This window comes from Acinetobacter pittii ANC 4050, from assembly GCF_000399685.1.
GTDB lineage: Bacteria > Pseudomonadota > Gammaproteobacteria > Pseudomonadales > Moraxellaceae > Acinetobacter > Acinetobacter pittii_E.
This window is the reverse complement of record NZ_KB976987.1, coordinates 2049441-2075899: the sequence shown is the minus strand read 5'-3', so window position 1 is coordinate 2075899 and position 26459 is coordinate 2049441. Positions and strand designations below refer to the sequence as shown.

Sequence of the window (26459 nt, the reverse complement as noted above, 5' to 3'; positions counted from 1 at the left end):
GTTAAGGAATAATGTCAGGATTCTGGATAATGATTTCATGCCATAGCGGAAGTAAAGGTGTATTGATTTGTACACAGTACATATAGAAACCACCTGTAATAATTACTGCGCCTAATAAGCCTAAAATTTTAAGTATAGTTTTTAACTTGCTGACATAGCTTAAGTACCACATTAGCGCAAGGAATGCGCCAATAATCATGCCGCCAATATGCGCGGCATTATTAATACCCGTTGCGACAAAACCAAAAACAAGGTTGATGGCCATAATCATTAATAATGCTTTTTTATCGAGTATGTAGGCTTGATGTGGAAGCGGTGGAAATAAGGAAAGAACGGTTAACGCAGCACCTAATCCCATCACGGCACCCGAAGCACCTGCACTAACATGAGGCAGTAAGCTTTGATCGAAATGTTGCAGTAATTCATGTCCATTTTGAATCGTCATATAACTACTTAAAAGACTACCGAATAAGCCAGCAAGTAAATACATGCCTATAAAATAGAAGCGACCAAATAGTGACTCAGCAACATTACCGAAAATATAGAGAGCCCACATGTTAAGCATGAGGTGAACAAGACCAAAATGAAAAAACATGCTGGTAAATAAGCGTTCGGGCTGCCCAGTAAAAGTAAGTGGTGTAAAATCTGCACCCCAATGAATAGCATCTTTCATGGCTGGGTCGCTAATATCGACACCAGTCGCAATTTGCCAGACAAACAAACCTACATTAATCAAGATCAATAGGGCGGTCAGCCACCAAGTTTGTACATTGAGTTTACGATTAATGTGCGGAGGCTGATATTGAGTCATGCTATGCTTTTGTTATATATGAACATGCTTAACAGCTTAACATGAAAAAAGTTGAATACAGGAGATCAGGACGAACATGAAAGCTTTTATTGTTCGCGTGTTGTTAATTTTTATTGGGGCAATTCTCCTTATTCAGCTTTGGATTTTCTCAAGTTTAGTTTGGTGGCGTACACATGAAGTCGATACCACCATGTTTATGCGATTAGATTATTGGTCAGATACATCGGAGCCGATTATTCATGAATGGCTTGACTATGATGATATTAGCGACAATTTCAAACATGCGATTTTAGCAGGAGAAGACGCAAAGTTTATTTATCATCATGGCTTTGACTGGGATGGTATTCGTTTTGCTCTAGAGCGTAATAATGAAAAAGGTGAAGTGGTTGCGGGTGGGTCTACTGTGTCTCAGCAACTTGCAAAGAACTTATTTTTATACAACAAGCGTTCGTTTATTCGTAAAGGCCAAGAAACTATCGCAACATGGATGATGGAGCGAATGTGGTCAAAACGCCGAATTCTTGAGGTGTATATGAACTCTGTTGAGTTTGGCAAAAATCGTTATGGTGTTGAAGCAGCTGCACAATATTATTATGGTAAAAGTGCTAAAAGCTTAACGCGCGAACAAGCTGCTTTTTTAGCCGCTTTATTGCCTGACCCGAAATATTACCAAGATCACCGCAACGATCGTAAACTACAATATAGAAAACGCGTTATTTTACGTTATATGAATAGCACCCAGATTCCTGAATGATGATGTTTAAAGATGTGTAAATTTTTTAGTTTTTACCAAATTGTCATATTTTTGCAGCATACTGTTTTATAGAGATTTTGGCTGGATAGAGAATTGAGTTAGACATGAATACAGCGATTACACCGACGACCCCAACAGAATATAGTTATAATGACCGTTATATAAATCGTGAATTGTCTATTCTTGACTTCCATTTGCGTGTATTGGAGCAAGCGGTAGACCCTTTACATCCATTACTTGAGCGAATGAATTTCTTGCTTATTTTTTCACGCAATCTCGATGAATTCTTTGAAATTCGTGTTGCGGGGGTAATGGAGCAATTTTCTCTAGGCAATGAAAGTCGTAGCCCTGATGGATTGACGCCACGACAAGTCCTACAAAAAATCTCTGAAACTGCTCATGCTGCGATTGAACGTCAATATCGTATTTTAAATGAGGAAATCTTACCTAAGTTACGTGAAGAAGATATTTGCTTCCTCCGTCGTGGTGAGTTAACGCCAGCACAGTCGGCTTGGATTAAGAAATATTTCCAAGAGCAAGTTGCACCTGTATTAACGCCAATTAGCTTAGATCCAGCGCATCCGTTCCCACGTCTCGTCAATAAAAGCTTGAACTTTATTGTGACATTAGAAGGTAAAGATGCTTTCGGTCGTCAAATTGATTTAGCTGTGGTACCAGCACCACGTTCATTACCTCGCGTGGTTCGACTGCCAGATGAGTTAACAGGTGGTAAAGAACATCACGTTATGCTATCTGCCATTATCCATGAGCATGTGTCAGATTTATTCCCTGGAATGACTGCAACTGGTTGTTATCAATTCCGTGTTACACGTAATGCTGACTTGGCATTAAATGAAGATGTTGAAGATTTAGCAAAAGCTTTAAAAGGTGAATTAAGTTCTCGACGTTTCGGTCGTGCGGTTCGCTTAGAAGTGACTCATAACTGTCCACAGCATATTTATGAGTACTTATTGGAAGAATTTGATTTAACCGATGAGCAATTATACAAAGTTGATGGTCCTGTAAACTTGGCTCGTTTGGTTTCAAATTTTAAACGCCCTCATTTGCGTTATGACTCGCATACGCCAGTTGTGCCTAAAGTGTTTAAAAAGACCGAGAGCATTTTCTCTGCAATGCAGAAGCAAGATATTTTGCTTCATCATCCATTTGAATCTTTCGCTCCCGTCATTCAGCTACTTCGTGAATCTGCTCGCGATCCCCAAGTGTTGGCAATCAAGCAAACACTTTACCGTAGTGGCGCTGATTCTGAAATTGTACAGATTTTGGCGGAAGCTGCGCGTAATGGAAAAGAAGTGACTGCAGTGATTGAATTGCGCGCTCGCTTTGATGAAGAGTCCAATATTGAAGTAGCGAACGTTTTACAAGAAGCGGGGGCTGTCGTTGTTTACGGTATCGTAGGTTATAAAACTCACGCCAAAATGATTATGGTGGTACGCCGTGAAAACAACAAACTGGTGCGTTATGTTCATTTAGGAACAGGTAACTACCATGCGATGAATGCTCGAATTTATACCGATTATGGTCTCATGACGACTGATAAAGATCTGTGTGAAGACGTGCACCGCATATTCCAAGAACTCACAGGTATGGGCAAAATGGCGAAATTGAAAAAGCTATTACATGCGCCATTTACCTTACATGCTCAGCTCATCAACTTCATTGATGAAGAAATTGCCAATGCTAAGGCTGGGCGTAAAGCTCAAATTATTGTGAAAGTGAATGCCTTAACGGAAGTTCAATTGATCAATAAATTATATGAAGCATCTCAAGCAGGTGTTCAAATTGACCTGATTATTCGTTCTATTTGCTGTTTACGTCCGGGTTTACCTAACTTATCAGAAAATATTCGTGTACGTTCAATTGTAGGCCGTTTCCTTGAGCATACTCGCGTTTACTACTTCAGTAATAATGGGGATGCACGTATTTACTGCTCAAGCGCAGACTGGATGGATCGCAATTTATTTAACCGCGTTGAAGCATGTTTCCCTGTCGAAGATCCTGCATTGAAAAAGCGTATTTATCAACAAGGACTCGTGAACTATTTGCAAGATAATCAGCAAGCTTGGTTATTGCAGTCAGATGGTACTTGGGTACGTGCTGAGCCAGCAGAAGGTGAAAAACTACATAATGCTCAAAGGGCACTATTAGAAATTATTAAATAATGAACTTTTAACTCTCATTAAAAAGCCGACATTTTGTCGGCTTTTTAATTCACTGAAATTCAATCTAATTTACTTAGTATTTCTAAATGGTTGTTGGATAAACGATAATAATTTGAAGAACAGCAAGATGTTTTTAAAATATGTGATTTTTAGCATAAAACATTGAATTTTAAAAATATACAAATCATGTGAAATCTACTTTAATACGCCGCATTAAATATACTTAACTTTGGTAAATGAATAAAATGCAATGCTTTATTAGAAGTTTACTTTTTAAAATACTTTTGGGGATAATGCCAGTGACCGCTTACGCAGAGCAGAAGTGTTATGGGGGTATCATTGTCTTTCAAAGATTTAATGACCAAGCCATATATCCGTACTTTGTCCCAGCTTTTAATGATAAAAATAAAAAGAGTGAAGTAAACAATAAAGCAATAACTATCCAGAAAAGAAAACAAAAGCAAGATGAGTTTTTAGCCCAAAAGAAAACTGAAGATGTTCACACAAAGAAGTTAGAAGAAAAGAAAAATTCTGAAAATAAAAAACAACTTGATGCTGCAATCGCTAAAGAAATTTTAGAAAATGGTGAAAAAAAGTGGATGGTTCAGGTTGCATTAGCAGCTAATCAAAATAAAGCCAACCGGGTTCAATCTCAACTTGAAGCAAAAGGCTATAAGGTCGTCACTAGTTCAACCACTAAAGGAATACGAGTTATGATAGACCCAGCCAATGACTATGCTATCGCACAAATTATTAGAGAAAAAATTATTGCCGATAATAGTTTGAATATGCCTTCTGCTTGGGTGTTTAAGTGGGCATCGCTTACAGCTCAGTAAAACAAAAAGGAGTCCGAAGACTCCTTTTTTTATTCATGTAAGTTTGTCGTTATTTTCTGCATAATTTGCAGTAACACATCGAATTCACTTTGTAGCGGTGTGCTTTTACGAGTAACTAACGCTAAAGTCCGACTCGGGGCATCTTCAATTGGTTTTGCAGTAATTTGATCATTAAACTTGATCATACTGTTATCAATTGCAATTCCTGGTAAAAGCGTAAAGCCTAAATCAGAAGAAACCATTTCAACCAAAGTTGGTAAAGAGCTTGCTTTTAAACGGTTGTCGTTTTTACGTTCACCGATAGGGCAGGCACTTAAAACGTGGTCACGTAAACAGTGACCTTCTTCAAGCAAAATTAATCTTGATAAATCAAGATCATCTAAAGAGTTTGCTTGTAAAGCATTTGCATCTTGTTTACTACACACAAGGTACAAGTTTTCTTTCGAGATTTCAGCGACTTTTAGGCCTCTAGTATCAAATGGTAGAGCAAGAACAATCATGTCTAGATTACCGTGTTCTAGACGCTCTACAATTTTTTCACTTTGAGCTTCATGCAGATGCAATTGAATTTTAGGTAACTGCTGATGCACTTCATCAAGTAACCGTGTCAAGATAAAAGGCGCAATGGTTGGGATAACGCCCAAATGCAAATCACCTGTTAACGGTTCACTCATTTCACGGCTCAAACGCATTAAATCTTGAGCATCTGCTAGTAGTACACGGGCACGAGCAACGACTTGTTCACCCAAGGGTGTTAAACGCACATTCTGACGGTCACGCTCTACCAGAACGCCACCTAACAATCGTTCAAGCTCCATGATGCCGCCTGATAACGTCGATTGCGTGACAAAAGAGCGGCGTGCTGCTTCAGTAAAATGCAAAGTTTCCGACAACGTAACTAAATATGATAGCTGTCTTAGTGAGGGTAATGCAGCCATAGTGTCCTAGTATGATGATTTAAAATGATGCGCAAATAAACCGCTAAGCTGTGGAATAAAATGTGCAGGGATATCATGCCCCATTCCATCAATTAATTCAAACTTAGCACCGGAAATTGCTTTTGCTACAGCCTTACCATGACTAGGTGGAAGTAAGCGATCACGAGAGCCATGTAAGACTAATGCGGGTTGCTTAATTTCACGGTCCAGTTGAAGTAAGGAGCCTGTACATAATATTGCTAAAAACTGTTGAAGTACACCAGCAGGATAATAGCTACGTTGATAAAGTTTGCGTGCAGTTTGCATTGCTTCAATCTGGTTGACGTAACCAGGTGAACCAATCAATTGAAATAATTTTAAACTGTGATTAACAATACCATCTTCGTCACGTGACTCGGGTTTGCCAATTAAACTCAAAAGTTGTTTCGGAAAAGGAGGTGGTAAAAAAGGCTGATTATTACTGGTAAACATGAGCCCCAATTTCTCAACCTTTTCAGGATATTTTGCTGCAAGAATTTGAGCAATCATCCCACCCATCGATGCGCCAATGACATGGGTTTTAGTCACACCTAAACGATCAATGAGCATGGATACGTCATCTGCCATATCATGCAGTGTATACGGTGCGCCTTGATTACTTAACCCGAGTGCAAAGCGGCCCATTAACTTAACCGTATTTAATCGCTTACCTTCATGACGTACTTTTGAAGAAAGGCCGATATCACGGTTATCAAAACGAATAACACGAAAACCTTGGTCAATGAGTGATTTACAGAAGAAATCCGGCCAAAAAAGCATTTGAGCCCCAAGACCCATAATGAGCAAAATGGTTGGATGTTCCGGCTTTCCACCCACTTCTACATGTAGTTCAATACCATTGCCTAAATTGACTTTGGTCTCTTGCATGAAAGATGTGTACGGCGAAACGTTAAACTGTAAGGCGCTATTCATGTTATTCATTCCTTAAAGGAATACTCACAAAAGAGTATTCCTGATTCAAACCTTATGCTTGGGCTGGAATAAGATCTGGAACAAGCTTTGTTAATGTTAAGCGTTGTTTACCTGCTGTTGCACCTAACAATACGAAACCACGCAATGTTCCTTCATTGTCAATTGCTTTAGCAAGCATACCATCGTCGAACTCTTCTGTTTCCCAGTTTACTTCTACATCAACTGGTGCCGGTAAAACGGTAAGTGGAGCCGCTGGAGTTTTTACTGCTACTGGCATAGCAGGGTAATGCACGGCAGTTTGTTGTCCACTTAGGGTTTTAGCAAGAGCACGAGCCTGCTGCATAATCGGCATTACATATGGAAGTAGGGTGCCATTTACTTCTGCACAATCGCCAATCGCATAAATATCGGCTTGATTTGTTTCAAGCAAACTATTGGTAATAATGCCACGGCTTGTTTGAATATCTGCGCTTTTAGCAAGTGAAATATTTGGCTGTAATCCAATGGCTGAAAGAACGATGTCAGCAACTAAAGTTTGGCCGTTCGCGAGCGTAACTGCATAATCTTCGCCATTATTAATTTTGCTGACTTTTTCAACGGTTGTACCTAACGCAAATTTAACACCAGCTTCTTCGAGGTTTTGCTGGAATGCAGAAGCAACATGACTTGGCAACAAGCGACCTAATGGTTGAGGTGCTAAATCAATAACAGTAATGTCATATTCACTGTGAAGTAAGTCATTGGCAAATTCACAACCAATTAAACCAGCACCTAAAATAACAACACGTTTGTCTTTACGTTGAGCTAGATTTTCACGGAAAGCACGGTAATCAATGAGTGAGTTCACAACATGGATGTCATCACTACCATCACCCGCAATTGCAAGTCGAATTGGGTTAGCACCAACCGCTAAAATCAATTTTGAATATGGTTGATTTGAAGTTACTCCATCTTTCTCAAGAACAAGCTCATGTCGTTCAGCTAAAATTTCTTTTACAAAAGTGAAAGGCTCAATACGCATATTGAGTTGAGTACCCATTTTAGCAGCATCACCTAAAGCAATTTGTTCAGGTGCTTTTTTACCTGCAAATGCATTTGATAATGTTGGTTTTGCATAATTCACTGCATCATCCGCACAAATCATCACAAGTTCTTGCTCTGGGCTAAGCTTACGAAATTCACGTGCTAAGGTATAACCCGCCATGCCTGATCCGATAATGACGATAGGATGCATTTTTCTCTCCAGAGTTAGAATTGTTTATTTAATACGGTGATTGGTAATATTCGTAAAAAAGACCATGTCAATCATGGCCTTTTAATTTAAATCATTAGATTTCGATCATTTCGAAGTCAGCTTTTGAAACGCCGCAATCAGGGCAAGTCCAGTCATCAGGGATATCTTCCCATTTTGTTCCAGCTGCAATGCCGTCTTGTGGCCAACCCTCTGCTTCATCGTAAATCCATCCACAAACGATACATTGATATTTTTTCATGAGACTCTCCGCACTGATAAGTTTGCTTAAAGCTGCCTTTCAGTAAAACTATTCCATCTATTAATAATGTAACCACGATCCGGTCAATAATAACCAATGTGCCTTTGATCGGATATCAAATTTTTACGCAGTTCTACATTTAATGTAAAGCAAATAAGGGAGTTTAATCATTCGTAAGCAAAGATGAATGGCAGGTTAGGACAAATAAGCGGTTATTTAGGCAAAACTTCAACATAAACTAATAATAAGTAATGCATTCTTAACGTTAATTTTAAACTTGCTTTTACTTATGGACGTGCTGAAAAATAAAAAGTGCCTGATCATTTAAAAGATTTATATAATAACAACGCTAAATAACAACAAATAAAAAGTCAACAGATGTCATTATTAAACGCGAAAATTAAAAGTCGACATCATAAAACGGAATAATTCAGGGAAGTAAAATATGGAAAATTTAGAATACGAAGTAGAAATTGAAGCGCCTATAGAGAAAGTATGGGGATTACTTTGGAATAGCGAAACATATAATGCTTGGACAAAATTTTTTGCCCCGGATTCGTCAATGCGTACCGATTGGCAAATCGGTGGTAAAACTTATTTCTTAGATGGCGAAGGCAATGGCATGGTTTCCACTATTGAAGAAGTGAAAAAGCCGGAAATCTTGATTTTTAAACATTTAGGAATGATTAAGGACGGTAAGGAAGATTTAGAAAGTGAAGAAGTCAAAGGCTGGAGTGGTTCATTAGAAAAATATTTTTTGAGTCAGCACGATAATGTAACTACTTTAAAAGTCGAATTAGCCACCTTACCTGAATATATGGGTATGTTGAAAAGTGGCTTCGTTCAAGGTTTTGAGGTAATCAAGAAATTAGCAGAAGAAAAGTAAGCTATCTGCATTAATTTAAGCCAAATATTTTTTATAAATTTTCATAATCAAATCATTGATACGAGAAGGATAGGCCAAGCGATGATGTCCGCCCTCAAACGTTTCAATATTCATGTAAGGTGCAAGTTTTTGTTGAACCTGATACATATCAAGTTGCTCATCTCCTAATTCTAAATAGGCCATTTTAGGATTAGAGAGGGTGAGCTCTTCTTCTGACAGTTGAGGGTAGTCAGATCGAAAACTCGGCGTAAGACTTGGATTCGCTACAATCACAGCTAATTTATGTTGAGCGGCAGTTTTTAAGGCCCAATACCCTCCAAGGCTGTGGCCAACCAGTAGATCCGGTTTGATGGTTTGAATAGCTTGATGATAAAAGTACTCAACAGACGCATAACTTAAGTTGCGGTAGTCAACATCAATACAAAACTTATGTGGATGCAAAATGGCGTGGAACTTTGTCGATTCACGAGAAGAATCCAAGCCATGTAAAAATAGAATTTTCATTATTTACGACACAATCTCATTGATAAAATAAAAGGCAAATAGGGCCTTTGAATATCGAGGTTATTTGGATTTTTTTATATTTTACTAAATGCTTTAAAAAATGATCTTAGCGATTGGTCTAAGTCATTTTGTCTTTAAAAAGTACTGCTCTTTTCCATAAATTGTCTTTTTTCATTTTTGTTTGATTGAAATCATTCGAAAAACTCCTGCAATCTGTTAAGCTATGCCACTTCATTTTTACTTAATCGAGGCAGAGATGACGCAACAAAACGCTCAATCGACTTCTGAACCAACTATTTCCGAAAACGATTTAATTGCACAGCGTCATGCCAAATTAAAGCAAATCCAAGATGTTGCGAAGGAAACTGGAAAGAGCCCTTGGCCGAACACTTTTAAGCGTGAACATTACGCTGCTGATCTACAAGAACAATTTAAAGATCAGTCGAAAGAACAAATTGAAAGCGCTGAGCATGTCTATGTAAAAGTGGCTGGTCGTGTCATGTTAAACCGTGGTTCTTTCATGGTAATCCAAGATATGACAGGTCGTATTCAGTTATATGTTGACCGTAAAGGTTTACCAAAAGATATTCTTGAAACCATTAAAGGTTTGGATCTTGGTGACATCATTGCTGCCGAAGGTTATATCGGACGTTCAGGCAAAGGGGACTTATATGTTCACCTTGAAGGTTTTGAACTGCTTACAAAATCTCTTCGTCCGTTACCAGATAAATTTCATGGCTTAAATGACACAGAAGTTAAGTACCGTAAACGTTACCTTGACTTAATTGTGAATGAAGAAACACGTAAAACTTTTGAAATTCGTGCCAAAGTTGTTGCAGGTATTCGAGCATTTTTAAACAACGAACGTTTCATGGAAGTTGAAACGCCAATGATGCATGTGATTCCAGGTGGGGCTTCTGCACGTCCATTCGAAACACATCATAATGCTTTGGATATGCCTTTATTCTTGCGTATTGCACCTGAGCTTTATTTGAAGCGTTTGGTTGTTGGTGGTTTCGAACGTGTTTTTGAAATCAACCGTAACTTCCGTAATGAAGGGGTATCAACACGTCATAACCCTGAATTTACGATGATCGAGTTTTATCAGGCATATGCTGATTATAAAGACTTAATGGCATTGACTGAAAATATGCTTGAAAAGTTGGCTTTGGATATTCTAGGTACAACTGATGTTCCTTATCAAGGTGAAGTGTTTAGCTTTAAAGGTCCATTCAAGAAAATCTCTATGTTCGATGCGATCTTAGAGAATAATCCGCAGTTCACGCCTGAAAATGTAGGTGACCGCGAGTTTCTTGCAAAATTTATCCGTGAAGAGTTGAAAGAAGAAGTTAAGCCTGGTTTTGGTTTAGGTAAGCTTCAAACGATCGTATTTGAGGAAACTGTTGAGACTAAACTTCGTCAACCAACATTTATTACTGATTATCCAGCGGAAACTTCTCCATTGGCTCGCCGTAATGATGACAATCCACATGTTACAGATCGTTTTGAATTCTTCATTGGTGGTCGTGAATTAGCAAATGGCTTTAGCGAGTTAAATGATCCGATTGATCAGGCTGAACGTTTCCAAGCTCAGGTAGCGGAAAAAGACGCAGGTGATGATGAAGCAATGCATTATGATGCAGAGTTTGTAGAAGCGCTTGAATATGGTTTACCTCCAACAGCAGGTGAAGGTATCGGTATCGACCGTTTGGTTATGTTATTTGCTGACGCCCCAAGTATCCGCGATGTAATTTTATTCCCGCATATGCGCCGTAAAGAAGGTTAATCTTCTGAGGTACAAAAGGCAGTATTTATACTGCCTTTTTTATTACCATTTATATCTAGAAACTTACCTACTTATACGTATCTTAAAATAGCGTTAAAAAATGTAATTGCACAGTTTAACAATTGCAAATTTGTGATAAAAAATTTAAGGTGTTGCTCATAAATAACTTTGAGAATTGTGCTGGCATGTTTCTAAAAAGAACACTTTCGATCGCAATATTGGCAACCGCTTCATCCGCTATTTTTGCACAAGGTTTAGTGCTAAATAATGAAGACTTACGTACTGACTTAAATTGGTTGAACCAACAAGGTGTTATTAATATCAGCACCTCAACTTGGCCATTAAGTGGTGATGAAATACAGCGAGCACTTTCTCAGGCAAAAGTATCTCATCCAGCTCAACAAAAAGTTATTAACTCAGTTCTTAATGCATTAAAAGCAGATAACAGCACAGTTAAAGTGGGTGCTTTTGCTGAAACTGATATAAAAAATATTCCTCAAGCATTTGGTGATAATCAAAAAGCTCAATATCAAGGTTCGTTAGAGTTTAATGCCGGTGGCGAAAACTGGGATGCAAAAATCCGTGTAAATGCAGAAAAAGATCCGCAAATTGATAATGGACAAGACGTTAATGTTGAAGGTTCATATGTCGCTGGTAAACTTTGGAATCAGTGGGTAGTTGCAGGTCAAATTCCAACATGGTGGGGACCAGGACACGATGGCAGCTTAATTCGTGGTGATGCGAGTCGCCCAGTTTATGGTGTGACTGCACAACGTGCTGTACAAAATGCTTTTGAAACAAAATGGTTGTCTTGGATTGGACCTTGGCAATATCAAGCATTTGCTGGTCAATTAGATGATTATAAAGCAATTCCAGATGCTAAATTATTAGGTCTACGCATAACTGCACAGCCATTACCCTATTTAGAGCTAGGTGCTTCTCGAACTTTACAATGGGGTGGTGAAGGGCGCTCTGAAAGTTGGGATTCTTTATGGAATGCGATCAAGGGTAATGATAATGTTTATGACGCAGCTGAAGATAGATCTAACCAAATCGCAGGTTTTGATGCTCGTTTAAATCTACAATCTCTTATAAATACCCCTGTTGGCATTTATGGTCAATATGTAGGTGAAGATGAAGCTGGACTACTTCCTTCTAAGAAAATGTACTTAGCTGGTGTGGATTATTCATCAAGCTATAATGACATGCCATATCAACTTTATGCGGAATGGGCTGACACACGAACCAATGGTGATGTAAAAGGCATTTCTTATAATCATTACATTTATAAAGATGGTTATTATCAACATGGTTTCCCGTTAGGACACGCGATGGGGGGTGACGGACAAATGTATTCAGTGGGTGGTGATATCCGCTTTGATGTCATGAACCGTTTAAGTGGTCGTGCTATGGTAGTTAAAGTTAACCAATCTAATTTGGCAATCAATAAAGTATTTCCTAAAGATGATGAAATTAAAGCACTTGATTTAACTTGGACACATTTCATCAAACCTGATCTTCCATTAAAAATTAATGGTTGGGTAAGTGATTCTGATTTGGAAGGCAATGATGCAGGTGCCTCTATCGGTATTGAAATTCCATTAGAACGTAAAATGTTTGGTTTCTAAGATTAAATTATGTTTAAAAAGAGAAGCTTTAATGCTTCTCTTTTTTTATGATTTTTTAGAGAAAATAAAGCCTAGAACGTAATTTGCTTAAGTTAATTGCGCAAGCTACGATTGTGAAGTTATGCAAGTGAATCAGCATATTATATGTATATGATTAAATCGAATATCAATATGAAAAAACAAGCAAAAGGAATCGGTTTTAAATCACTATAATGCATAACTAATGCTATAAGCCATATAAAGGCTTGTGGTTGGATTATTTATCACGAAAAATTGGAGTTGTTATGGCACTCGTTCCTCCACATGGTCTTCTAGGTGGTGGTTTAATACCGCTTCTAGATTTTATGGGCAAAATGGATAGAGAAGGACGTGTTCATGACTGAATCAAGACTCACACATCTCAAGCAACTTGAAGCTGAAAGTATTCACATTATTCGTGAGGTTGCTGCGGAATTTGAAAACCCAGTCATGCTTTACTCGATTGGTAAAGACTCGGCTGTTATGCTTCATCTTGCTTTAAAAGCATTTTATCCGGCTAAACTTCCATTCCCATTATTACATGTAGATACGGGCTGGAAGTTTAAAGACATGATCGCGTTTCGCGATAACATGGCAAAAACTCATGGTTTTGACTTAATTGTTCATCAGAACAAAGAAGGTCGTGAAGCAGGAATCAACCCATTTGATCATGGTAGTTCAAAATATACCGATATCATGAAAACCCAAGCTTTAAAACAGGCTTTGGATAAATATCAATTTGATGCTGCTTTTGGTGGTGCGCGCCGTGATGAAGAAAAATCACGTGCGAAAGAGCGTGTGTATTCATTCCGTGATAGTAAACACCGTTGGGACCCTAAAAACCAGCGTCCTGAACTTTGGAACCTTTACAATGGTAAAGTGAATAAAGGTGAAAGTATTCGTGTATTCCCTTTATCTAACTGGACTGAGTTAGATATCTGGCAATATATCTATTTAGAAAATATTCAAATCGTTCCTCTTTATTTCTCTGCTGTTCGTCCAGTAGTAGAGCGTAGCGGTACGTTAATCATGGTTGATGATGAACGTATGCGTTTAAAAGAGGGTGAAGTTCCACAGATGAAGTCTGTACGTTTCCGTACGCTTGGCTGTTATCCATTGACTGGTGCAGTTGAGTCTGAAGCAGATACGTTACCTGAAATTATCCAAGAGATGCTTTTAGCCACGAGTTCTGAGCGTCAAGGTCGTATGATTGACCATGATGAAGCGGGCTCAATGGAAAAGAAAAAGCAAGAAGGCTATTTCTAAGACAATTTCTAAATTTGTGGAGTTTGAGCAATGTCTCATCAATCAGAATTAATCAGTCAAGATATCTTGGCCTATTTAAAGCAACACGAACAAAAAGACCTTCTACGCTTTTTGACTTGCGGTAACGTAGATGATGGTAAAAGTACGCTTATTGGGCGTTTACTTTACGATTCAAAATTGATTTATGAAGATCAATTGCAAGCGGTAACACGTGACAGTAAAAAAGTAGGAACTACGGGTGATGCACCAGATTTGGCATTACTGGTAGATGGCCTGCAAGCAGAACGTGAACAAGGTATTACCATTGACGTAGCTTACCGTTATTTCTCAACAGAAAAGCGTAAGTTTATTATTGCTGATACCCCAGGGCATGAACAATATACACGTAACATGGCAACAGGTGCGTCAACTGCTGATCTTGCAATTATCTTGATTGATGCGCGTTATGGTGTGCAAACTCAAACTCGTCGTCATACGTTTATTGCAAGTTTACTGGGTATTAAGAATATTGTTGTGGCCATTAATAAAATGGACTTAGTTGAATATTCACCTGAACGTTTCACTGAAATTCAGATTGAATATGATGCTTTCGTAAGCCAGTTGGGCGATCGTCGTCCAGCCAATATTCAGTTTGTACCAATTTCTGCTTTAAATGGCGATAACGTTGTAAATCCATCAGCTCATACGCCTTGGTACAAAGGTCAAACCTTGATGAGCATTCTTGAATCGGTGGAAATTAGTCGTGAATCGAATAAACACGAATTCCGTTTCCCGGTTCAGTATGTAAATCGCCCAAACCTCGATTTCCGTGGTTTTGCGGGTACGATTGCTTTAGGTGAAATCAACGTTGGTGATGAGATTGTTGCACTTCCATCAGGTAAGCGTTCAACAGTTAAAGAAATCGTTACTTTTGATGGAAACCTTGAGCAAGCTGTAGCAGGTCAAGCGGTTACATTAACGTTGAATGATGAAATTGATATTAGCCGTGGTAACGTTTTGGTACGTGCTGGCGAGCAACCATTAATTTCGCGTAGTGTTCGCGCTTCAGTGGTATGGATGAATGAACATCCGCTGGTGAAAGGTAAGTTGTACAACGTTAAGATTGGTACTCAGACTGTTCCTGCCAAAGTCACTAATATTCACTATCGTGTGAATGTGAATACGCTTGAACATACTCACGTTGAAGAGCTTGAGTTAAATGCAATTGCAGATGTTGTGGTTGAGTTTGATGCGCCGGTTGTATTTGATCAATATCAAGATTCTCGTTATACAGGCTCATTCATCTTTATTGATCGCTTAAGCAACGTGACTGTTGGTGCGGGTATGGTTGAAGCAGCTGTTGAATGGACTGCGCATAGCAATCCTGTAACAGCTGAAGATCGTGCTGCGCGTTTAGGTCAAAAACCTGCGGTGATTGGGATTTCTGCACAATTAATCGAGAAAGCTCAAGTTTTAGAAAGTTTATTGATCCAACAAGGTGTAGTTGCGATTGCAAAAGCCAACTTAACTGCTGAGCAAATCACGTTATTGCGTGAGACAGGTGTTGTGGTTATCACTACGGCTGTGGATGGCACAGATACAGAAGTTACTGCTGAAACCGTTGAAGAAGCAGTTGAAAAAGTTGTGGAATTAGTCCGTCTTTAATAGACTGAATTGATTTTGAAAAAACCCGCGTAAGCGGGTTTTTTTATTGGGTTTAGAAAATATTTTGAGTTTTTAAAGTTAAATATTCTCTCAAATCTTTAGGATAGCTCTGAATCATCTTTAAAAATACATCTCGCTCACCTTGGTATAAGGCGCGTGTTGCTTCCTCATAATTTGGCATATTACCCAACATAGCAGACATAAAACGGTCGATGGCTTGTTTAGCGAGCATAATATTACCTTCAGAATTTGGGTTATTTAATTCTTTATCAATTAACTTGCGAATTATTGCTGATGCACTCGCACTTTGTTGATCCAACCAATCCCAATGTTTTTTCTGTAAAGTGATTTCACGCGAAATTACTCCAAGTTTAGGTCGTCCAACTTTTTTAATTTCTTCCGGTTCAGCATAACGCTGTTGAAATTCTTGTTCCGAACCAGAAAGATCAAGATCAATTTGTTGACCTGTTTGATCATTAAAAATCAGAATATTTTCCATTGTTTTCGGAAGATCTTTAAGTTTTTTTGCAAGTTCAATTAGGGAGTCACTCGCAATAAGCGTGCTTCCACTAAAAGCAGTATAGGTGATTTTAGTATTCATTTTAGCCGTATATTTTTATCTGGGTAAAATAATATTATCAGGGTAAAATTAATTTGGCAAATAATAAAATTATAACCAAAGAATTATTTGATTTTATGAGTGTAGTCTATGAAGTTAGAACTATAAAAATAGTCAAGATAATAGGCTATTTAAAATTTTATTCTGCTTTGATATCGCTTTTATGAGACAATGTTTTTTTATTTTTGTGTATTAGGACTCCCATGATTGAGCAATCTCCTGAATCTTTAAGCGATATCGAAATTTTAGACATTTTACAGTCTATGAAAAAAGATAAGCTGGATACGGAAGCAAATGAGATTATCCGTAATGGGGGGAAAGCTGGGCGTCAAGAAGCACATAAACAGGCTTTAGTTGCATTGAATGCAAACTTTGAAGAAAAGTTTGTAGAAGCTGCTACGCTGGCATTAGGCTTGAATTCAGGTCAGGCAAAAAAGATTCGTTATAAAAAAGACCGTATCCGTATTTTTAAAGCACGTGGTATTGATTATTTAGCTATTGATGGTGCAGAAACCGCTCAGGTTTTAGCTCAAGTTGCTCAAGCGATTAGTCGTGAAGATGCGATCGTGACTGAAGGTCTACACAATATTTTTCCATTTTGGAAAGAAGGTTGGCCAATGGTTCAGTTTGATAATGCTTATAAAATTTTAGAAGAAGACATTACCTTGCATTTTCACATTGTGTTAGATCACTTAATTGAATATGTACAGAAATAAAAAAAGCCCCGTTTGGGGCTTTTTATTGCATATGAATAATTAAAGCGTGCTAAAGAGTGGGAAAACACCAATCACTAAAGCAGTACCCATTAATACCATACAAGTTATGAATGCCCACTTTAAAGTGAACTTTTGATGGTCGGCAAAATCGACTTTAGCAAGACCACATAACAAATAGGTTGATGGAACAAGAGGTGATAGCAAGTGTACAGGTTGACCTACAATTGATGCACGAGCAATCGCTTCTGCACTAATACCATAATGTGAAGCAGCTTCAGCAAGAATTGGTAGTACACCATAGAAGAATGCATCATTTGACATAAAGAAGGTCAATGGCATGCTGACTAAAGCAGTGATCGGTGCAAGGTATGGACCCATACTTGGAGGAATCATTGCGACGAACTCTTTAGACATCGCCTCAACCATACCTGTACCAGATAAAATACCTGTGAAAATACCCGCAGCGAAAATTAAGCCTACCACAGCTAAAACGCTATCTGCATGCATTGCAATACGTTTTTTCTGCATATCAACATTAGGGTAGTTAATGAGCATTGCAATACAGAACGCTAGCATGAATAACACTGACATCGGCAAAATGCCTTTGATTAATGCAATCATGAGAATAATGGTCAACACCATATTCACTTTACGTAAATGTGGGCGCGTCGCTTCAGGATCTTTAGATACTGTAATATTGTCACCATGATGAGTTTCAAGCTCAATCACACCTAAACGTTTTTGTTCATAGCGACCATATAGGTATGCCAAGAAGAATAACCAGCCAATACTAATAACCATAGGAAGGATCATTGGTACGAAAATATGGCTCGGATCAACTTGAAGGGCACTCGCAGCACGAGCAGTCGGACCACCCCATGGCGTTAAGTTCATCACACCACTACAGAGTAGCATAAGAGCTGTCATGATTAGGGTGTTCATCCCTAAACGTTGATAAAGTGGAAGCATTGCTGCCACACAAATCATATAGGTGGTTGAACCATCACCATCTAAAGAAACCATGGTGGTTAAGAACACGGTTCCTAATGTAATTTTTAAAGGATCACCTTTAACTTTTTTCAAAATCCATTTGACTGGTGGATCGAAGAGACCTGCATCGATCATTAAGGCAAAATATAAAATTGCGAATAAAAGCATTACGCCAGTTGGCGCTAATTTTTTGATGCCATCAAGCATCATCTCACTGAGACCTTTGAGTTCAATATGACTCAAACTTTCAAAATAATGACCTAGGCCCCAGGCAATGAGAGAAAAAATAAATGGGATGAGAATTAAAGCAATAATAGGGCTTAAACGTTTGGACATGATTAAGTACATGAAGCACAAAATCATGCCAACACCAAGTAATGTCAGCATACAATCAATCCTTTGCCTATAGTTTTACTGAACAAGTTTATTCAAAACTCTGACCTTGGTTATTCTTATTAATTTTTATTAAAAAGACAAATAATATATTTAGTTTATTTGGTTAATATATATTCATTTAAAAGGGTATATATAGGCGAAATACTGAACATATATATTAACATTATAATGGTATTATAATAAATAAATACTATTATAAAATGACATAAAGGTAATATAAAAATAAAAATTATATGGCATTTTTTTTAATTATATATGTTTTGATGAGTGAAATGAGAAGAAGAACCATTTAAAACTATACTTTAAGTCAAGATATACAAGCTTATTTACAATATAAAGGGGACTTAATCTTTTTGTAGTCATTGAGATGTATAGATTATTCTATTATTTTTCAGTATTTAAGCTTTAATAAGGGTGTTAAGTAAAATAATAATACTTTTAAATTAAAAGAGCAAATTGAATAAATAGATCTAAAATAATTATTACATATATTTAAAAAATTTATTTAGATTAAAAAAATACCCCATCTAAAATCATGGGGTATTTAAATTAATATAATTTAATTTTCATCAATTGATGAGTGTACTTCGGCTTGTTCTAAAATTCGAGTAACAAGGAGTTGGTCAATTTTAAAATGGTCAACATCGACAACTTCAAATTTATATCCACCAAATTCTACAAAATCTGCTGGACGTGGAATTTTGCGTAAGCGATACATCATGAAGCCTGCAAGCGTCTCATAATTTTCTTCATCAGGCATTTCATCAATTTCAAGTGCATGTCTTAGGTCATCAATCGGTGTGCTGCCATCAATTAACCAAGAGTTATTATCACGTTTAATGATTTGTTGCTCTTCTTCGATAGGAGTAACCCAATCCCCCATAACTGTAATCATAATGTCACTCAAGGTGATTACCCCTACAACGAGTGCATATTCATTTATGACTACCGCAAATTTCTCTTTTGTAGAGCGGAAACGATCAAGTAATTCCGAGAGAGTTAGGGTGTCAGGAATCATCAGGACAGTACGAATGGTTGTTTCATTCAATTGTGTTGGAGATTGATTGTTTAGAATACGCACCAAGAAATCTTTAGCATCAACATAACCAATGACCTGATCAATATTTTCATTACATACTAAAAATTTTGAATAAGGATATTCTGCTAATTTTTGACGAATACTGTCTTCATGTTCATTTAAGGTGAAATAAACGACGTTTTCGCGTGTAGTCATGCTTGATGGTACAGTACGTTCTTCTAGTTCAAAAACGTTCTCAATAAAGTGATGTTCTTGTTTTTGAAGTACGCCAGCTTGTGCACCTGCATCCATAACTGCTGAAATATCATCAAAAGTAATATTATCTTCTCGTGTTGTATTCACTTTAAACAAACGAAATAGCAAGTTGGCAATTGCATTTATTCCCCAAGCTAAGGGCTTACACACCTTAATAAAAACTTGAATTGGGTTGATAACGCTAATCGCAATTTTTTCAGGTGCAATCATGGCCAGGCGCTTTGGCATGAGATCGGCGAATAAAATAAATAGAGAAGTTACTAAGGTGAAGGAGAGGGCAAAACCAATGGTCTGTGTCCAAGGACCTTCATAAAAACGGTCAACTAATGTGACAAAAAAGGGACGAAAAGCAGCTTCACCTAAAATACCGCCTAAAATTGCAACAGCATTTAGGCCAATTTGAGAAGCTGCAAAAAAGTCAGCAGATTGTTCTTGTAGATCAAGTACTTGTTGGGCACGTTCTTCGCCAGCTTCGGCTAAAATCTTTAACTTTACTTTTCTGGCACCAGCCAAGGCAATTTCAGTTAAAGATAAAAAGCCTGCTGCGATGATGAGCAGTGCGATGATAATGATATTTTGAAAGAGACTCACAAATCACCCGAGGTTCATCATTATTATGACTATGTTTTAACACAAAAAAGCGCTGAGGTAATCAGATTGATTGCTCAGCGCTTGAAGATAATGTCTAAAATCGACAATTAAATTAAAATTTATTTAATAGTGAGAAAATTGTGAATTGTTGGTTAGAAATTCACGGTTTTCTTCTTCAATCATTTGACGAGCAACAAATAAAATAAGTTGGCGCAACCAGCGATGAGCAGGATGATGATGTAATAACGGACACCAAGCCATTTTGAGTTCAAATTCTGGAATATAAAAAGGAGGATCCTTTATAACCAGTTTAGGATTTTGAGTTTGTAGGCGCGCCATCCGAGTTGGAAGGGTGGCAATCAAGTCAACATTTTGAGCAAGTAATGCCGGCATTTGGTAGTGACGGGTAAATACAGAAATTTTACGACGTTGACCAATACGTTCTAATGCCTGATCAATCCAGCCTAAACCGCCTTGTTTGTCTGGATTTACACCAAAACCTACGCCCATACCTGTTTTAGAAACCCAGATATGTTGTGCATCTAAATAACTTTTTAGGTTCAAATGAGTTACAGCAGGGTGTTTGTCGTTAAGAATACAGCTGAAACTATCACGCCAAACTAAAACTTGGTGGAAACTTTGCGGTATTTCATTAAATCTATTAATCGCAAGATCAACTTTACCTTGTTCCATATCTCTATAAGACACATCACTTGGTGTAAGAAAGTCGAGTACAACATTTGGAGCTTCAGAGCGTAGAGCTTTGACAAGGCGCGGGACTAAAGTTGCCTCGGCATAGTCAGATGTCATAATGCGGAAAACGCGGTTACTGGTATAAGGGCGGAATTCGGTGCGGGGTTCCAAAATCATGGAAAGATCAGAAAGGGCATCACGAATACGAGGTTGTAATTCAAGTGCACGTTCTGTTGGAGTCATCCCTTCAGAAGAACGAATAAGAAGCGGATCATTAAATAAATTACGTAAACGACGTAAAATATTACTCATTGCAGGCTGAGTTACCCCAAGCTGTTCGGCTGCGCGTGTAACATTTTTTTCACGAAGAAGTACATCAAGATATATTAATAGATTAAGATCTACTCGCTCCAGATTCATAAAAAAAATACCGAAAATAAAACCCTGAAATTGTTTCAAATTATGCCATATTTAATAACTATTGTGTGAAAAAATGATGAGAAAAGCGACATTTTTTGTAGGAATTAAGTAGGAGAGAGAAGGGCTTTAAGGCCATATGTTTATTGTATTTGTCTTATTTCAAAGTCAATAAATATAAATTCACTTTATTTATGAAGATATCTTCAATTTCTAGCATATCAATTGACTTTTTACATTGGCAAAAATAGCCTAATTTACAATTGACTTTTAGATTTAAAAATGAGTGGAAAATCTCCAAAAATTGTATAAAAATAAGACTTACTAAGTTTTTAGAATAAAACTCTATACTCCTTTAGGATAATTTTATTTTTATAAACAGAGTGTTAAGGTTTTTGGTTTTATCTATAATATCGATTTATTGGTATATTTTTTAAATAAATACTGAAGATTAACAAAGGATATTGGATTAATTGATTGGCTAAGTCTAAGCTGTGCTCATGATGAAGCAGCTGGTGTCATAAGAAATTTAAGTAACGTGACTCTAGGCTTCGATCGATGAAATCCTAAAATGAATACAGGACAATATCATGACTACATATCAAACAGCGATTGATGCAGTACGTCAATTAAAAGCAAAATTCGGCAACACTTGGGCAGACATTAGCCCAGAAGATGCTGCTCGTATGCAACTTCAAAACCGTTTCAAAACTGGTTTAGATATTGCTAAGTATACAGCTGCGATTATGCGTCGTGATATGGCTGAATACGATGCTGACTCAAGCAAATACACTCAATCATTAGGTTGCTGGCATGGTTTCATCGCACAACAAAAAATGATTGCGAACAAAAAATATTTCGGTACTACAAGCAAACGTTATATCTACCTTTCTGGTTGGATGGTTGCTGCTCTTCGTTCTGAATTTGGTCCACTTCCTGACCAATCTATGCACGAGAAAACTTCTGTTCCTGCATTGATCGAAGAAATCTACACTTTCTTACGTCAAGCTGACGCAAAAGAATTAAACGATTTATTCCGTGCACTTAAGAAAGCACAAGAAGCTGGTGATACTGCTAAAGCAGCTGAAATCACAGCTCAAATTGACAACTTTGAAACTCACGTTGTGCCAATTATTGCGGACATCGATGCTGGTTTCGGTAACGAAGAAGCAACTTACTTACTTGCTAAGAAAATGATCGAAGCTGGTGCTTGTGCGCTTCAAATCGAAAACCAAGTATCTGATGCTAAACAATGTGGTCACCAAGCTGGTAAAGTAACTGTTCCACACGAAGACTTCATCGCTAAGATCCATGCATTACGTTATGCATTCTTAGAAATGGGTGTTGATGACGGTATCATCGTTGCACGTACTGACTCTGAAGGCGCTGACTTGACTCAAAAAATCCCAGTGGTTAAAGAGCCAGGTGACATTGCTTCTCAATACATCAGCTACTTAGATACTCAAGAAATTGACATCGCTGATGCTCAAGAAGACGAAATCTTAATCAAGCGTGATGGTAAATTACACCGTCCTAAGCGTTTACCTTCTGGTTTATATCAGTTCCGTGCTGACACTCAAATTGACCGTGTTGTACTTGACTGTGTATCTAGCCTTCAAAATGGTGCTGACCTTCTTTGGATCGAAACTGCGACTCCAAACGTAGAAGAAATCGCACACATGGTTAACCGTGTTAAAGAAGTTGTTCCAAATGCTAAGCTTGTTTATAACAACAGCCCATCATTCAACTGGACTTTAAACTTCCGTCAACAAGCTTACGACCGTTGGGTTGCTGAAGGTAAAGACGTTTCTGCATATGACCGCGCTAAATTAATGAGTGCTGAATATGACAACACTGAATTAGCTGCTGATGCTGATGACAAGATCCGTACTTTCCAAGCAGATGCTTCTCGCGAAGCAGGTGTGTTCCATCACTTGATCACACTTCCGACTTACCACACTGCGGCTCTTTCTACTCATGAGCTTGCACAAGGTTACTTCGGTTCTGAAGGTATGTTGGCTTATGTTGCTGGCGTACAACGTAAAGAAATCCGCGGTGGCATCGCTTGTGTTAAACACCAAGCAATGGCGGGTTCTGACATCGGTGATGATCACAAAGAAATCTTCTCTGGTGACAACGCTCTTAAAGCGCATGACGATGCTAAAAACACAATGAACCAATTCGCTGCTCACTAAGAATTGATTCATCAAAAAACCCGCTCAAATGAGCGGGTTTTTTTTAATTATTAAAAATTATTTTTTCAAAACATAGTGTTCAGCTAAAGAGCCTTCAACTTTCTTACCTTCCATGTCTAAAGCAGTTGCAGTGTTTTCACCAATAAAGAATTTACGGTTTTGACCTTTATCATCTAAGGTAATGACTGACGTATTATCTTTGTCGAAAGTAAAGGTACCATGGGTTTCAAATGGATTCGTATCACCTTTACCAATATAAGTTTCAGTCAGCTCGTAGGTTTTATCATCTTTAAGTTCTAATTCAGTTTTAATACCTTCACAGTCTGCACATGGGAGAGTACCTTTATATGTGCCGTCCCAATCGAGTGAGTTTTCCGCTGTGTGCGCGCTATCTACAGCATTGTTATTTGCTTCGGTTGTTTGTGCAGGAGTAGATGCTTGAGTCGTGTCGGCTTTATTTTCATTTTTGCTACAAGCGGCAAGGAGGATACTTAAGAGTGCTACTGATAATAATGTTTTTTTCATGATGATCTAAACCTCGGAAAATAAATAAAAAACAAGTAAACAGGCTATGAAATATAAGAGCTAAATAAAAGTTTAAGTATGTAATTTAATTATAATAAAAGGTAAAGTGAGTAATTTTTGATCGGGAAGTAATGGTTAAAAAGAAAAACAAGGTATCCACGAAAAAAGTTAATGGATACCCCAATATATTAAGGTTGAGAAGAAACTCCACCTAAAGAATCACAGGCTGATTTATAAAGTTGATATTGTTGCTTTAAAACTTCATCTAGTGGCATGTCGAATAGTTCTTCACCATTCTTGTAGCTCTCTACATATGAAGTTGCTTTTTCTTTGCTTACCGCTAAAGATTGTTGGTAATAAGAATTAATAGAACTTGTTGCAATCTGGCTTGTCTCAACATTTTTACATTCAAAATTATGAAGTATTTTCTCTGCACGTTTGACCTCACTAGATTGGCCAAAAATACACCCAGTTAAAAAGACAAGTGGCGTTAACACGAAAAAAAGTTTCATGGAGAGCAAGTATGGAAGCAACGGTGGGCGCTATTGTATAAATAATTCCATGAATTGATGTGGTTTTATGTTAGACATTGCTGGTTTTTTAACTCATTAAAATCGAAAAATTGTATCTAATTTTATCATTGGGCTTATTTTTATATTTGGTGCGTATTTTGCTTATAAGTTTAAGCACTTATTTTGAACATATGAACCAGAATGAATCAGGTACAAACGTTTTCAAAAAACTCTTTAGCACCATTTTGGTATGCGCAATTAGAGCTCGGATTTTGTTTTGAAAATTCACGCACCATAATGAATCATAGAAAGCATTATGGCCCTGTAAGGGTGCAAAAAATGCTCTGGCCTGAAAAAACAGGTATATGCCACGCCATTATTGTCCATCCACCCGCTGGTATTGCTGGGGGAGATCATCTTACTTTTCAAATCGAAACCAAAGATCAAGCTCATGCGGTAGTAACTACTCCAGGTGCGGGAAAATGGTACAAAACCAATGGAAAGCAGGCCTTTCAGCATATTCATCTTCATGTACGAAATCAGTCTATTTTGGAGTGGGTTCCGCAGGAATCTATGTTATTTGATGGGGCTCTAGCACACTCAGAAACTCATGTTCATCTTGACCATGCTGCCAGTTTTATTGGATGGGATATGTTGGTACTGGGGCGGCAGGCACGTGCTGAGCGTTTTATGCAGGGAAGCTACCACAACCAATTTAAGTTGTGGCGAGAGCAAAAATTATTGGTCGCAGACACACTTTTTTTTGAAGGCGAAGATCGCTGGCTTCGTTCATGTTTAGGTATGAATAATCAAGCCGTGATGGGAAGCTTTTGGGCTGTGCCGCCTGAGCAATATCGGTCTTCATTTTATTTAGAACAACAGCTCGAACTCATTCGTGAATTAATGATGCGTATGCAAGCACCTGTAACTTTAACACTATTAGACGACGTGGTTTGTGCGCGTTTCTTGGGAAATGATGTTCGACATTGCCATGATGCTTTTGCGGCTATAAGAGCAAGATTAAGACGTTATTGGTTTGATTTAGATGAAGAATTTCCAAGGATTTGGAAAACCTAAGTTACGTTAAATTGCGTATTTAAAAAACAGTTAAAACACGTATGCTGCTTTTGAGCATGCATTTTGCTTAAAGAATATAAATGCAATTTAGGAAAGAGATATGGAACTCAATCCAACAGAAAAAGATAAATTACTTATTTTTACCGCTGGTTTAGTTGCTGAGCGTCGTAAAGCTCGTGGCTTGAAACTGAATTATCCGGAAGCGATAGCTTTTATTTCTGCTGCTTTGCTGGAAGGCGCACGAGATGGCATGACGGTGAGCGACTTAATGCATTACGGAACAACTTTATTAAAGCGTGAAGATGTGATGGATGGTGTGCCAGAAATGATTGCCGAGGTTCAGGTCGAGGCAACTTTTCCTGATGGTTTAAAATTAGTCACCGTTCATCAACCAATCGTATAAAAGGAGCGTTTATGATCCCCGGTAAAATCATTACTCCAGATACTGATATTGAATTGAATGTTGGACGGCAAACTTTAAAAGTTGTAGTTGCCAACATTGGCGATCGGCCGATTCAAGTAGGGTCGCATTTTCATTTTTATGAAGCAAATGATGCATTACAGTTTGATCGCGAAATAGCGAAAGGCTTTCGATTAAATATCGCGGCAGGCACAGCAATACGTTTTGAACCGGGACAAAGTCGGGAAGTAGAACTTGTTGCTTTAGCGGGTAAACGAGAAGTATATGGTTTTGCAGGCCGAGTCATGGGCAAGCTGGACTAGACATAACAACGAT

The 26459-nt window shown here is 37.9% G+C and carries 26 protein-coding genes and 1 pseudogene; 14 read left to right on the top strand and 13 right to left on the bottom strand.

Going from position 1 to position 26459, the window contains the following annotated elements:
• Position 1: 1 nt before the first annotated feature.
• Complete coding sequence (aarA, locus tag F931_RS13575) at positions 2–811, bottom strand: rhomboid family intramembrane serine protease (RefSeq protein ID WP_016141907.1); 810 nt, start codon at positions 809–811, stop codon at positions 2–4.
• A gap of 76 nt (positions 812–887) precedes the next feature.
• Between aarA and mtgA the strand changes: the two genes are divergently transcribed.
• The gene (gene mtgA / locus F931_RS13570) at positions 888–1565 is read left to right on the top strand and encodes a monofunctional biosynthetic peptidoglycan transglycosylase (protein ID WP_016141906.1); all 678 of its coding nucleotides are present in this window, start codon (positions 888–890) and stop codon (positions 1563–1565) included.
• Between the two features lie 104 nt (positions 1566–1669).
• Entirely contained in the window at positions 1670–3748 is a 2079-nt protein-coding gene (ppk1, locus tag F931_RS13565; RefSeq protein ID WP_016141905.1) for a polyphosphate kinase 1, read from the top strand.
• Between the two features lie 59 nt (positions 3749–3807).
• Here ppk1 and F931_RS22120 read toward each other — a convergent pair.
• Positions 3808–3936 (bottom strand): annotated as a pseudogene (locus F931_RS22120) (hypothetical protein).
• 57 nt (positions 3937–3993) lie between these two features.
• On the opposite strand from F931_RS22120, the gene F931_RS13560 reads away from it, so the two are divergent.
• A complete protein-coding gene (locus tag F931_RS13560; RefSeq protein WP_025470360.1) occupies positions 3994–4584 on the top strand; it encodes an SPOR domain-containing protein in 591 nt (196 codons plus the stop codon).
• Positions 4585–4613: 29 nt separating this feature from the next.
• Here the strand turns inward: F931_RS13560 and oxyR are convergent, their stop codons facing one another.
• The 4 genes from oxyR to rubA form a co-directional block, all read right to left on the bottom strand.
• On the bottom strand, positions 4614–5522 hold the full coding sequence (oxyR, locus tag F931_RS13555) for a LysR family transcriptional regulator OxyR (RefSeq protein ID WP_016141903.1): 909 nt from the start codon (positions 5520–5522) through the stop codon (positions 4614–4616).
• Between the two features lie 6 nt (positions 5523–5528).
• A complete protein-coding gene (estB, locus tag F931_RS13550; RefSeq protein ID WP_016141902.1) occupies positions 5529–6473 on the bottom strand; it encodes an esterase EstB in 945 nt (314 codons plus the stop codon).
• A 52-nt stretch (positions 6474–6525) separates the two neighbouring features.
• Positions 6526–7707, bottom strand: a complete 1182-nt coding sequence (gene rubB / locus F931_RS13545; RefSeq protein ID WP_016141901.1) for a rubredoxin reductase RubB — start codon at positions 7705–7707, stop codon at positions 6526–6528.
• A gap of 94 nt (positions 7708–7801) precedes the next feature.
• Complete coding sequence (gene rubA / locus F931_RS13540) at positions 7802–7966, bottom strand: rubredoxin RubA (protein ID WP_000760495.1); 165 nt, start codon at positions 7964–7966, stop codon at positions 7802–7804.
• A 445-nt stretch (positions 7967–8411) separates the two neighbouring features.
• Between rubA and F931_RS13535 the strand changes: the two genes are divergently transcribed.
• A complete protein-coding gene (locus F931_RS13535; RefSeq protein ID WP_016141900.1) occupies positions 8412–8852 on the top strand; it encodes an SRPBCC family protein in 441 nt (146 codons plus the stop codon).
• A 15-nt stretch (positions 8853–8867) separates the two neighbouring features.
• On the opposite strand, the gene F931_RS13530 is transcribed toward F931_RS13535, so the two are convergent.
• Complete coding sequence (locus F931_RS13530; protein WP_016141899.1) at positions 8868–9356, bottom strand: YqiA/YcfP family alpha/beta fold hydrolase; 489 nt, start codon at positions 9354–9356, stop codon at positions 8868–8870.
• Between the two features lie 256 nt (positions 9357–9612).
• On the opposite strand from F931_RS13530, the gene lysS reads away from it, so the two are divergent.
• The 5 genes from lysS (at position 9613) to cysN (ending at position 15698) form a co-directional block, all read left to right on the top strand.
• A complete protein-coding gene (gene lysS, locus F931_RS13525) occupies positions 9613–11142 on the top strand; it encodes a lysine--tRNA ligase (RefSeq protein ID WP_002117806.1) in 1530 nt (509 codons plus the stop codon).
• A gap of 185 nt (positions 11143–11327) precedes the next feature.
• The gene (locus F931_RS13520) at positions 11328–12770 is read left to right on the top strand and encodes a capsule assembly Wzi family protein (protein ID WP_016141898.1); all 1443 of its coding nucleotides are present in this window, start codon (positions 11328–11330) and stop codon (positions 12768–12770) included.
• Positions 12771–13021: 251 nt separating this feature from the next.
• Positions 13022–13153 (top strand): hypothetical protein, encoded by a 132-nt coding sequence (locus tag F931_RS22115; RefSeq protein WP_080649498.1) that lies wholly within the window; start codon positions 13022–13024, stop codon positions 13151–13153.
• Entirely contained in the window at positions 13146–14054 is a 909-nt protein-coding gene (gene cysD / locus F931_RS13515) for a sulfate adenylyltransferase subunit CysD (RefSeq protein ID WP_000140408.1), read from the top strand. The genes F931_RS22115 and cysD overlap by 8 nt, the downstream gene beginning before the upstream one ends.
• A 30-nt stretch (positions 14055–14084) precedes the next feature.
• Positions 14085–15698 (top strand): sulfate adenylyltransferase subunit CysN, encoded by a 1614-nt coding sequence (gene cysN, locus F931_RS13510; protein WP_016141896.1) that lies wholly within the window; start codon positions 14085–14087, stop codon positions 15696–15698.
• Between the two features lie 52 nt (positions 15699–15750).
• Here the strand turns inward: cysN and F931_RS13505 are convergent, their stop codons facing one another.
• On the bottom strand, positions 15751–16299 hold the full coding sequence (locus F931_RS13505) for a DUF2239 family protein (protein WP_016141895.1): 549 nt from the start codon (positions 16297–16299) through the stop codon (positions 15751–15753).
• Positions 16300–16520: 221 nt separating this feature from the next.
• On the opposite strand from F931_RS13505, the gene F931_RS13500 reads away from it, so the two are divergent.
• Positions 16521–17033 carry a hypothetical protein gene (locus tag F931_RS13500; protein ID WP_016141894.1) on the top strand — a complete coding sequence of 171 codons (513 nt, stop codon included), beginning with the start codon at positions 16521–16523 and terminating at the stop codon, positions 17031–17033.
• 39 nt (positions 17034–17072) lie between these two features.
• Here F931_RS13500 and citN read toward each other — a convergent pair whose 3' ends face one another.
• From citN to nahR, 3 genes are all read right to left on the bottom strand, one after another.
• Entirely contained in the window at positions 17073–18410 is a 1338-nt protein-coding gene (citN, locus tag F931_RS13495; RefSeq protein ID WP_016141893.1) for a CitMHS family transporter, read from the bottom strand.
• Positions 18411–18978: 568 nt separating this feature from the next.
• Complete coding sequence (gene ytfL, locus F931_RS13490) at positions 18979–20304, bottom strand: polyamine export protein PaeA (RefSeq protein WP_016141892.1); 1326 nt, start codon at positions 20302–20304, stop codon at positions 18979–18981.
• Between the two features lie 123 nt (positions 20305–20427).
• Positions 20428–21417, bottom strand: coding sequence for a LysR family transcriptional regulator (nahR, locus tag F931_RS13485; protein WP_004703082.1), 990 nt, complete (start codon positions 21415–21417; stop codon positions 20428–20430).
• A gap of 587 nt (positions 21418–22004) precedes the next feature.
• On the opposite strand from nahR, the gene aceA reads away from it, so the two are divergent.
• Positions 22005–23609 carry an isocitrate lyase gene (gene aceA, locus F931_RS13480; protein WP_016141891.1) on the top strand — a complete coding sequence of 535 codons (1605 nt, stop codon included), beginning with the start codon at positions 22005–22007 and terminating at the stop codon, positions 23607–23609.
• A 57-nt stretch (positions 23610–23666) separates the two neighbouring features.
• On the opposite strand, the gene cutF is transcribed toward aceA, so the two are convergent.
• Positions 23667–24134 carry a copper resistance protein NlpE gene (cutF, locus tag F931_RS13475; protein WP_016141890.1) on the bottom strand — a complete coding sequence of 156 codons (468 nt, stop codon included), beginning with the start codon at positions 24132–24134 and terminating at the stop codon, positions 23667–23669.
• A 188-nt stretch (positions 24135–24322) separates the two neighbouring features.
• Positions 24323–24646 (bottom strand): hypothetical protein, encoded by a 324-nt coding sequence (locus F931_RS13470; RefSeq protein WP_005070594.1) that lies wholly within the window; start codon positions 24644–24646, stop codon positions 24323–24325.
• Between the two features lie 201 nt (positions 24647–24847).
• Here F931_RS13470 and F931_RS13465 point away from each other — a divergent pair, with 201 nt between their 5' ends.
• The 3 genes from F931_RS13465 (at position 24848) to ureB (ending at position 26446) form a co-directional block, all read left to right on the top strand.
• Positions 24848–25723 carry an urease accessory protein UreD gene (locus F931_RS13465; protein ID WP_025470359.1) on the top strand — a complete coding sequence of 292 codons (876 nt, stop codon included), beginning with the start codon at positions 24848–24850 and terminating at the stop codon, positions 25721–25723.
• A 100-nt stretch (positions 25724–25823) separates the two neighbouring features.
• Positions 25824–26126, top strand: a complete 303-nt coding sequence (ureA, locus tag F931_RS13460; protein ID WP_016141888.1) for an urease subunit gamma — start codon at positions 25824–25826, stop codon at positions 26124–26126.
• Between the two features lie 11 nt (positions 26127–26137).
• Complete coding sequence (gene ureB, locus F931_RS13455; RefSeq protein WP_016141887.1) at positions 26138–26446, top strand: urease subunit beta; 309 nt, start codon at positions 26138–26140, stop codon at positions 26444–26446.
• The last annotated feature ends 13 nt before the right edge of the window (positions 26447–26459 follow it).

What these genes read in the sequence shown, in the direction of transcription:
- aarA (WP_016141907.1), bottom strand. Translation starts at nt 811, where the DNA reads ATGACTCAATATCAGCCTCCGCACATTAATCGTAAACTCAATGTACAA.
- mtgA (WP_016141906.1), top strand. Translation starts at nt 888, where the DNA reads ATGAAAGCTTTTATTGTTCGCGTGTTGTTAATTTTTATTGGGGCAATT.
- ppk1 (WP_016141905.1), top strand. Translation starts at nt 1,670, where the DNA reads ATGAATACAGCGATTACACCGACGACCCCAACAGAATATAGTTATAAT.
- F931_RS13560 (WP_025470360.1), top strand. Translation starts at nt 3,994, where the DNA reads ATGCAATGCTTTATTAGAAGTTTACTTTTTAAAATACTTTTGGGGATA.
- oxyR (WP_016141903.1), bottom strand. Translation starts at nt 5,522, where the DNA reads ATGGCTGCATTACCCTCACTAAGACAGCTATCATATTTAGTTACGTTG.
- estB (WP_016141902.1), bottom strand. Translation starts at nt 6,473, where the DNA reads ATGAATAGCGCCTTACAGTTTAACGTTTCGCCGTACACATCTTTCATG.
- rubB (WP_016141901.1), bottom strand. Translation starts at nt 7,707, where the DNA reads ATGCATCCTATCGTCATTATCGGATCAGGCATGGCGGGTTATACCTTA.
- rubA (WP_000760495.1), bottom strand. Translation starts at nt 7,966, where the DNA reads ATGAAAAAATATCAATGTATCGTTTGTGGATGGATTTACGATGAAGCA.
- F931_RS13535 (WP_016141900.1), top strand. Translation starts at nt 8,412, where the DNA reads ATGGAAAATTTAGAATACGAAGTAGAAATTGAAGCGCCTATAGAGAAA.
- F931_RS13530 (WP_016141899.1), bottom strand. Translation starts at nt 9,356, where the DNA reads ATGAAAATTCTATTTTTACATGGCTTGGATTCTTCTCGTGAATCGACA.
- lysS (WP_002117806.1), top strand. Translation starts at nt 9,613, where the DNA reads ATGACGCAACAAAACGCTCAATCGACTTCTGAACCAACTATTTCCGAA.
- F931_RS13520 (WP_016141898.1), top strand. Translation starts at nt 11,328, where the DNA reads ATGTTTCTAAAAAGAACACTTTCGATCGCAATATTGGCAACCGCTTCA.
- cysD (WP_000140408.1), top strand. Translation starts at nt 13,146, where the DNA reads ATGACTGAATCAAGACTCACACATCTCAAGCAACTTGAAGCTGAAAGT.
- cysN (WP_016141896.1), top strand. Translation starts at nt 14,085, where the DNA reads ATGTCTCATCAATCAGAATTAATCAGTCAAGATATCTTGGCCTATTTA.
- F931_RS13505 (WP_016141895.1), bottom strand. Translation starts at nt 16,299, where the DNA reads ATGAATACTAAAATCACCTATACTGCTTTTAGTGGAAGCACGCTTATT.
- F931_RS13500 (WP_016141894.1), top strand. Translation starts at nt 16,521, where the DNA reads ATGATTGAGCAATCTCCTGAATCTTTAAGCGATATCGAAATTTTAGAC.
- citN (WP_016141893.1), bottom strand. Translation starts at nt 18,410, where the DNA reads ATGCTGACATTACTTGGTGTTGGCATGATTTTGTGCTTCATGTACTTA.
- nahR (WP_004703082.1), bottom strand. Translation starts at nt 21,417, where the DNA reads ATGAATCTGGAGCGAGTAGATCTTAATCTATTAATATATCTTGATGTA.
- aceA (WP_016141891.1), top strand. Translation starts at nt 22,005, where the DNA reads ATGACTACATATCAAACAGCGATTGATGCAGTACGTCAATTAAAAGCA.
- cutF (WP_016141890.1), bottom strand. Translation starts at nt 24,134, where the DNA reads ATGAAAAAAACATTATTATCAGTAGCACTCTTAAGTATCCTCCTTGCC.
- F931_RS13470 (WP_005070594.1), bottom strand. Translation starts at nt 24,646, where the DNA reads ATGAAACTTTTTTTCGTGTTAACGCCACTTGTCTTTTTAACTGGGTGT.
- F931_RS13465 (WP_025470359.1), top strand. Translation starts at nt 24,848, where the DNA reads ATGAATCAGGTACAAACGTTTTCAAAAAACTCTTTAGCACCATTTTGG.
- ureA (WP_016141888.1), top strand. Translation starts at nt 25,824, where the DNA reads ATGGAACTCAATCCAACAGAAAAAGATAAATTACTTATTTTTACCGCT.
- ureB (WP_016141887.1), top strand. Translation starts at nt 26,138, where the DNA reads ATGATCCCCGGTAAAATCATTACTCCAGATACTGATATTGAATTGAAT.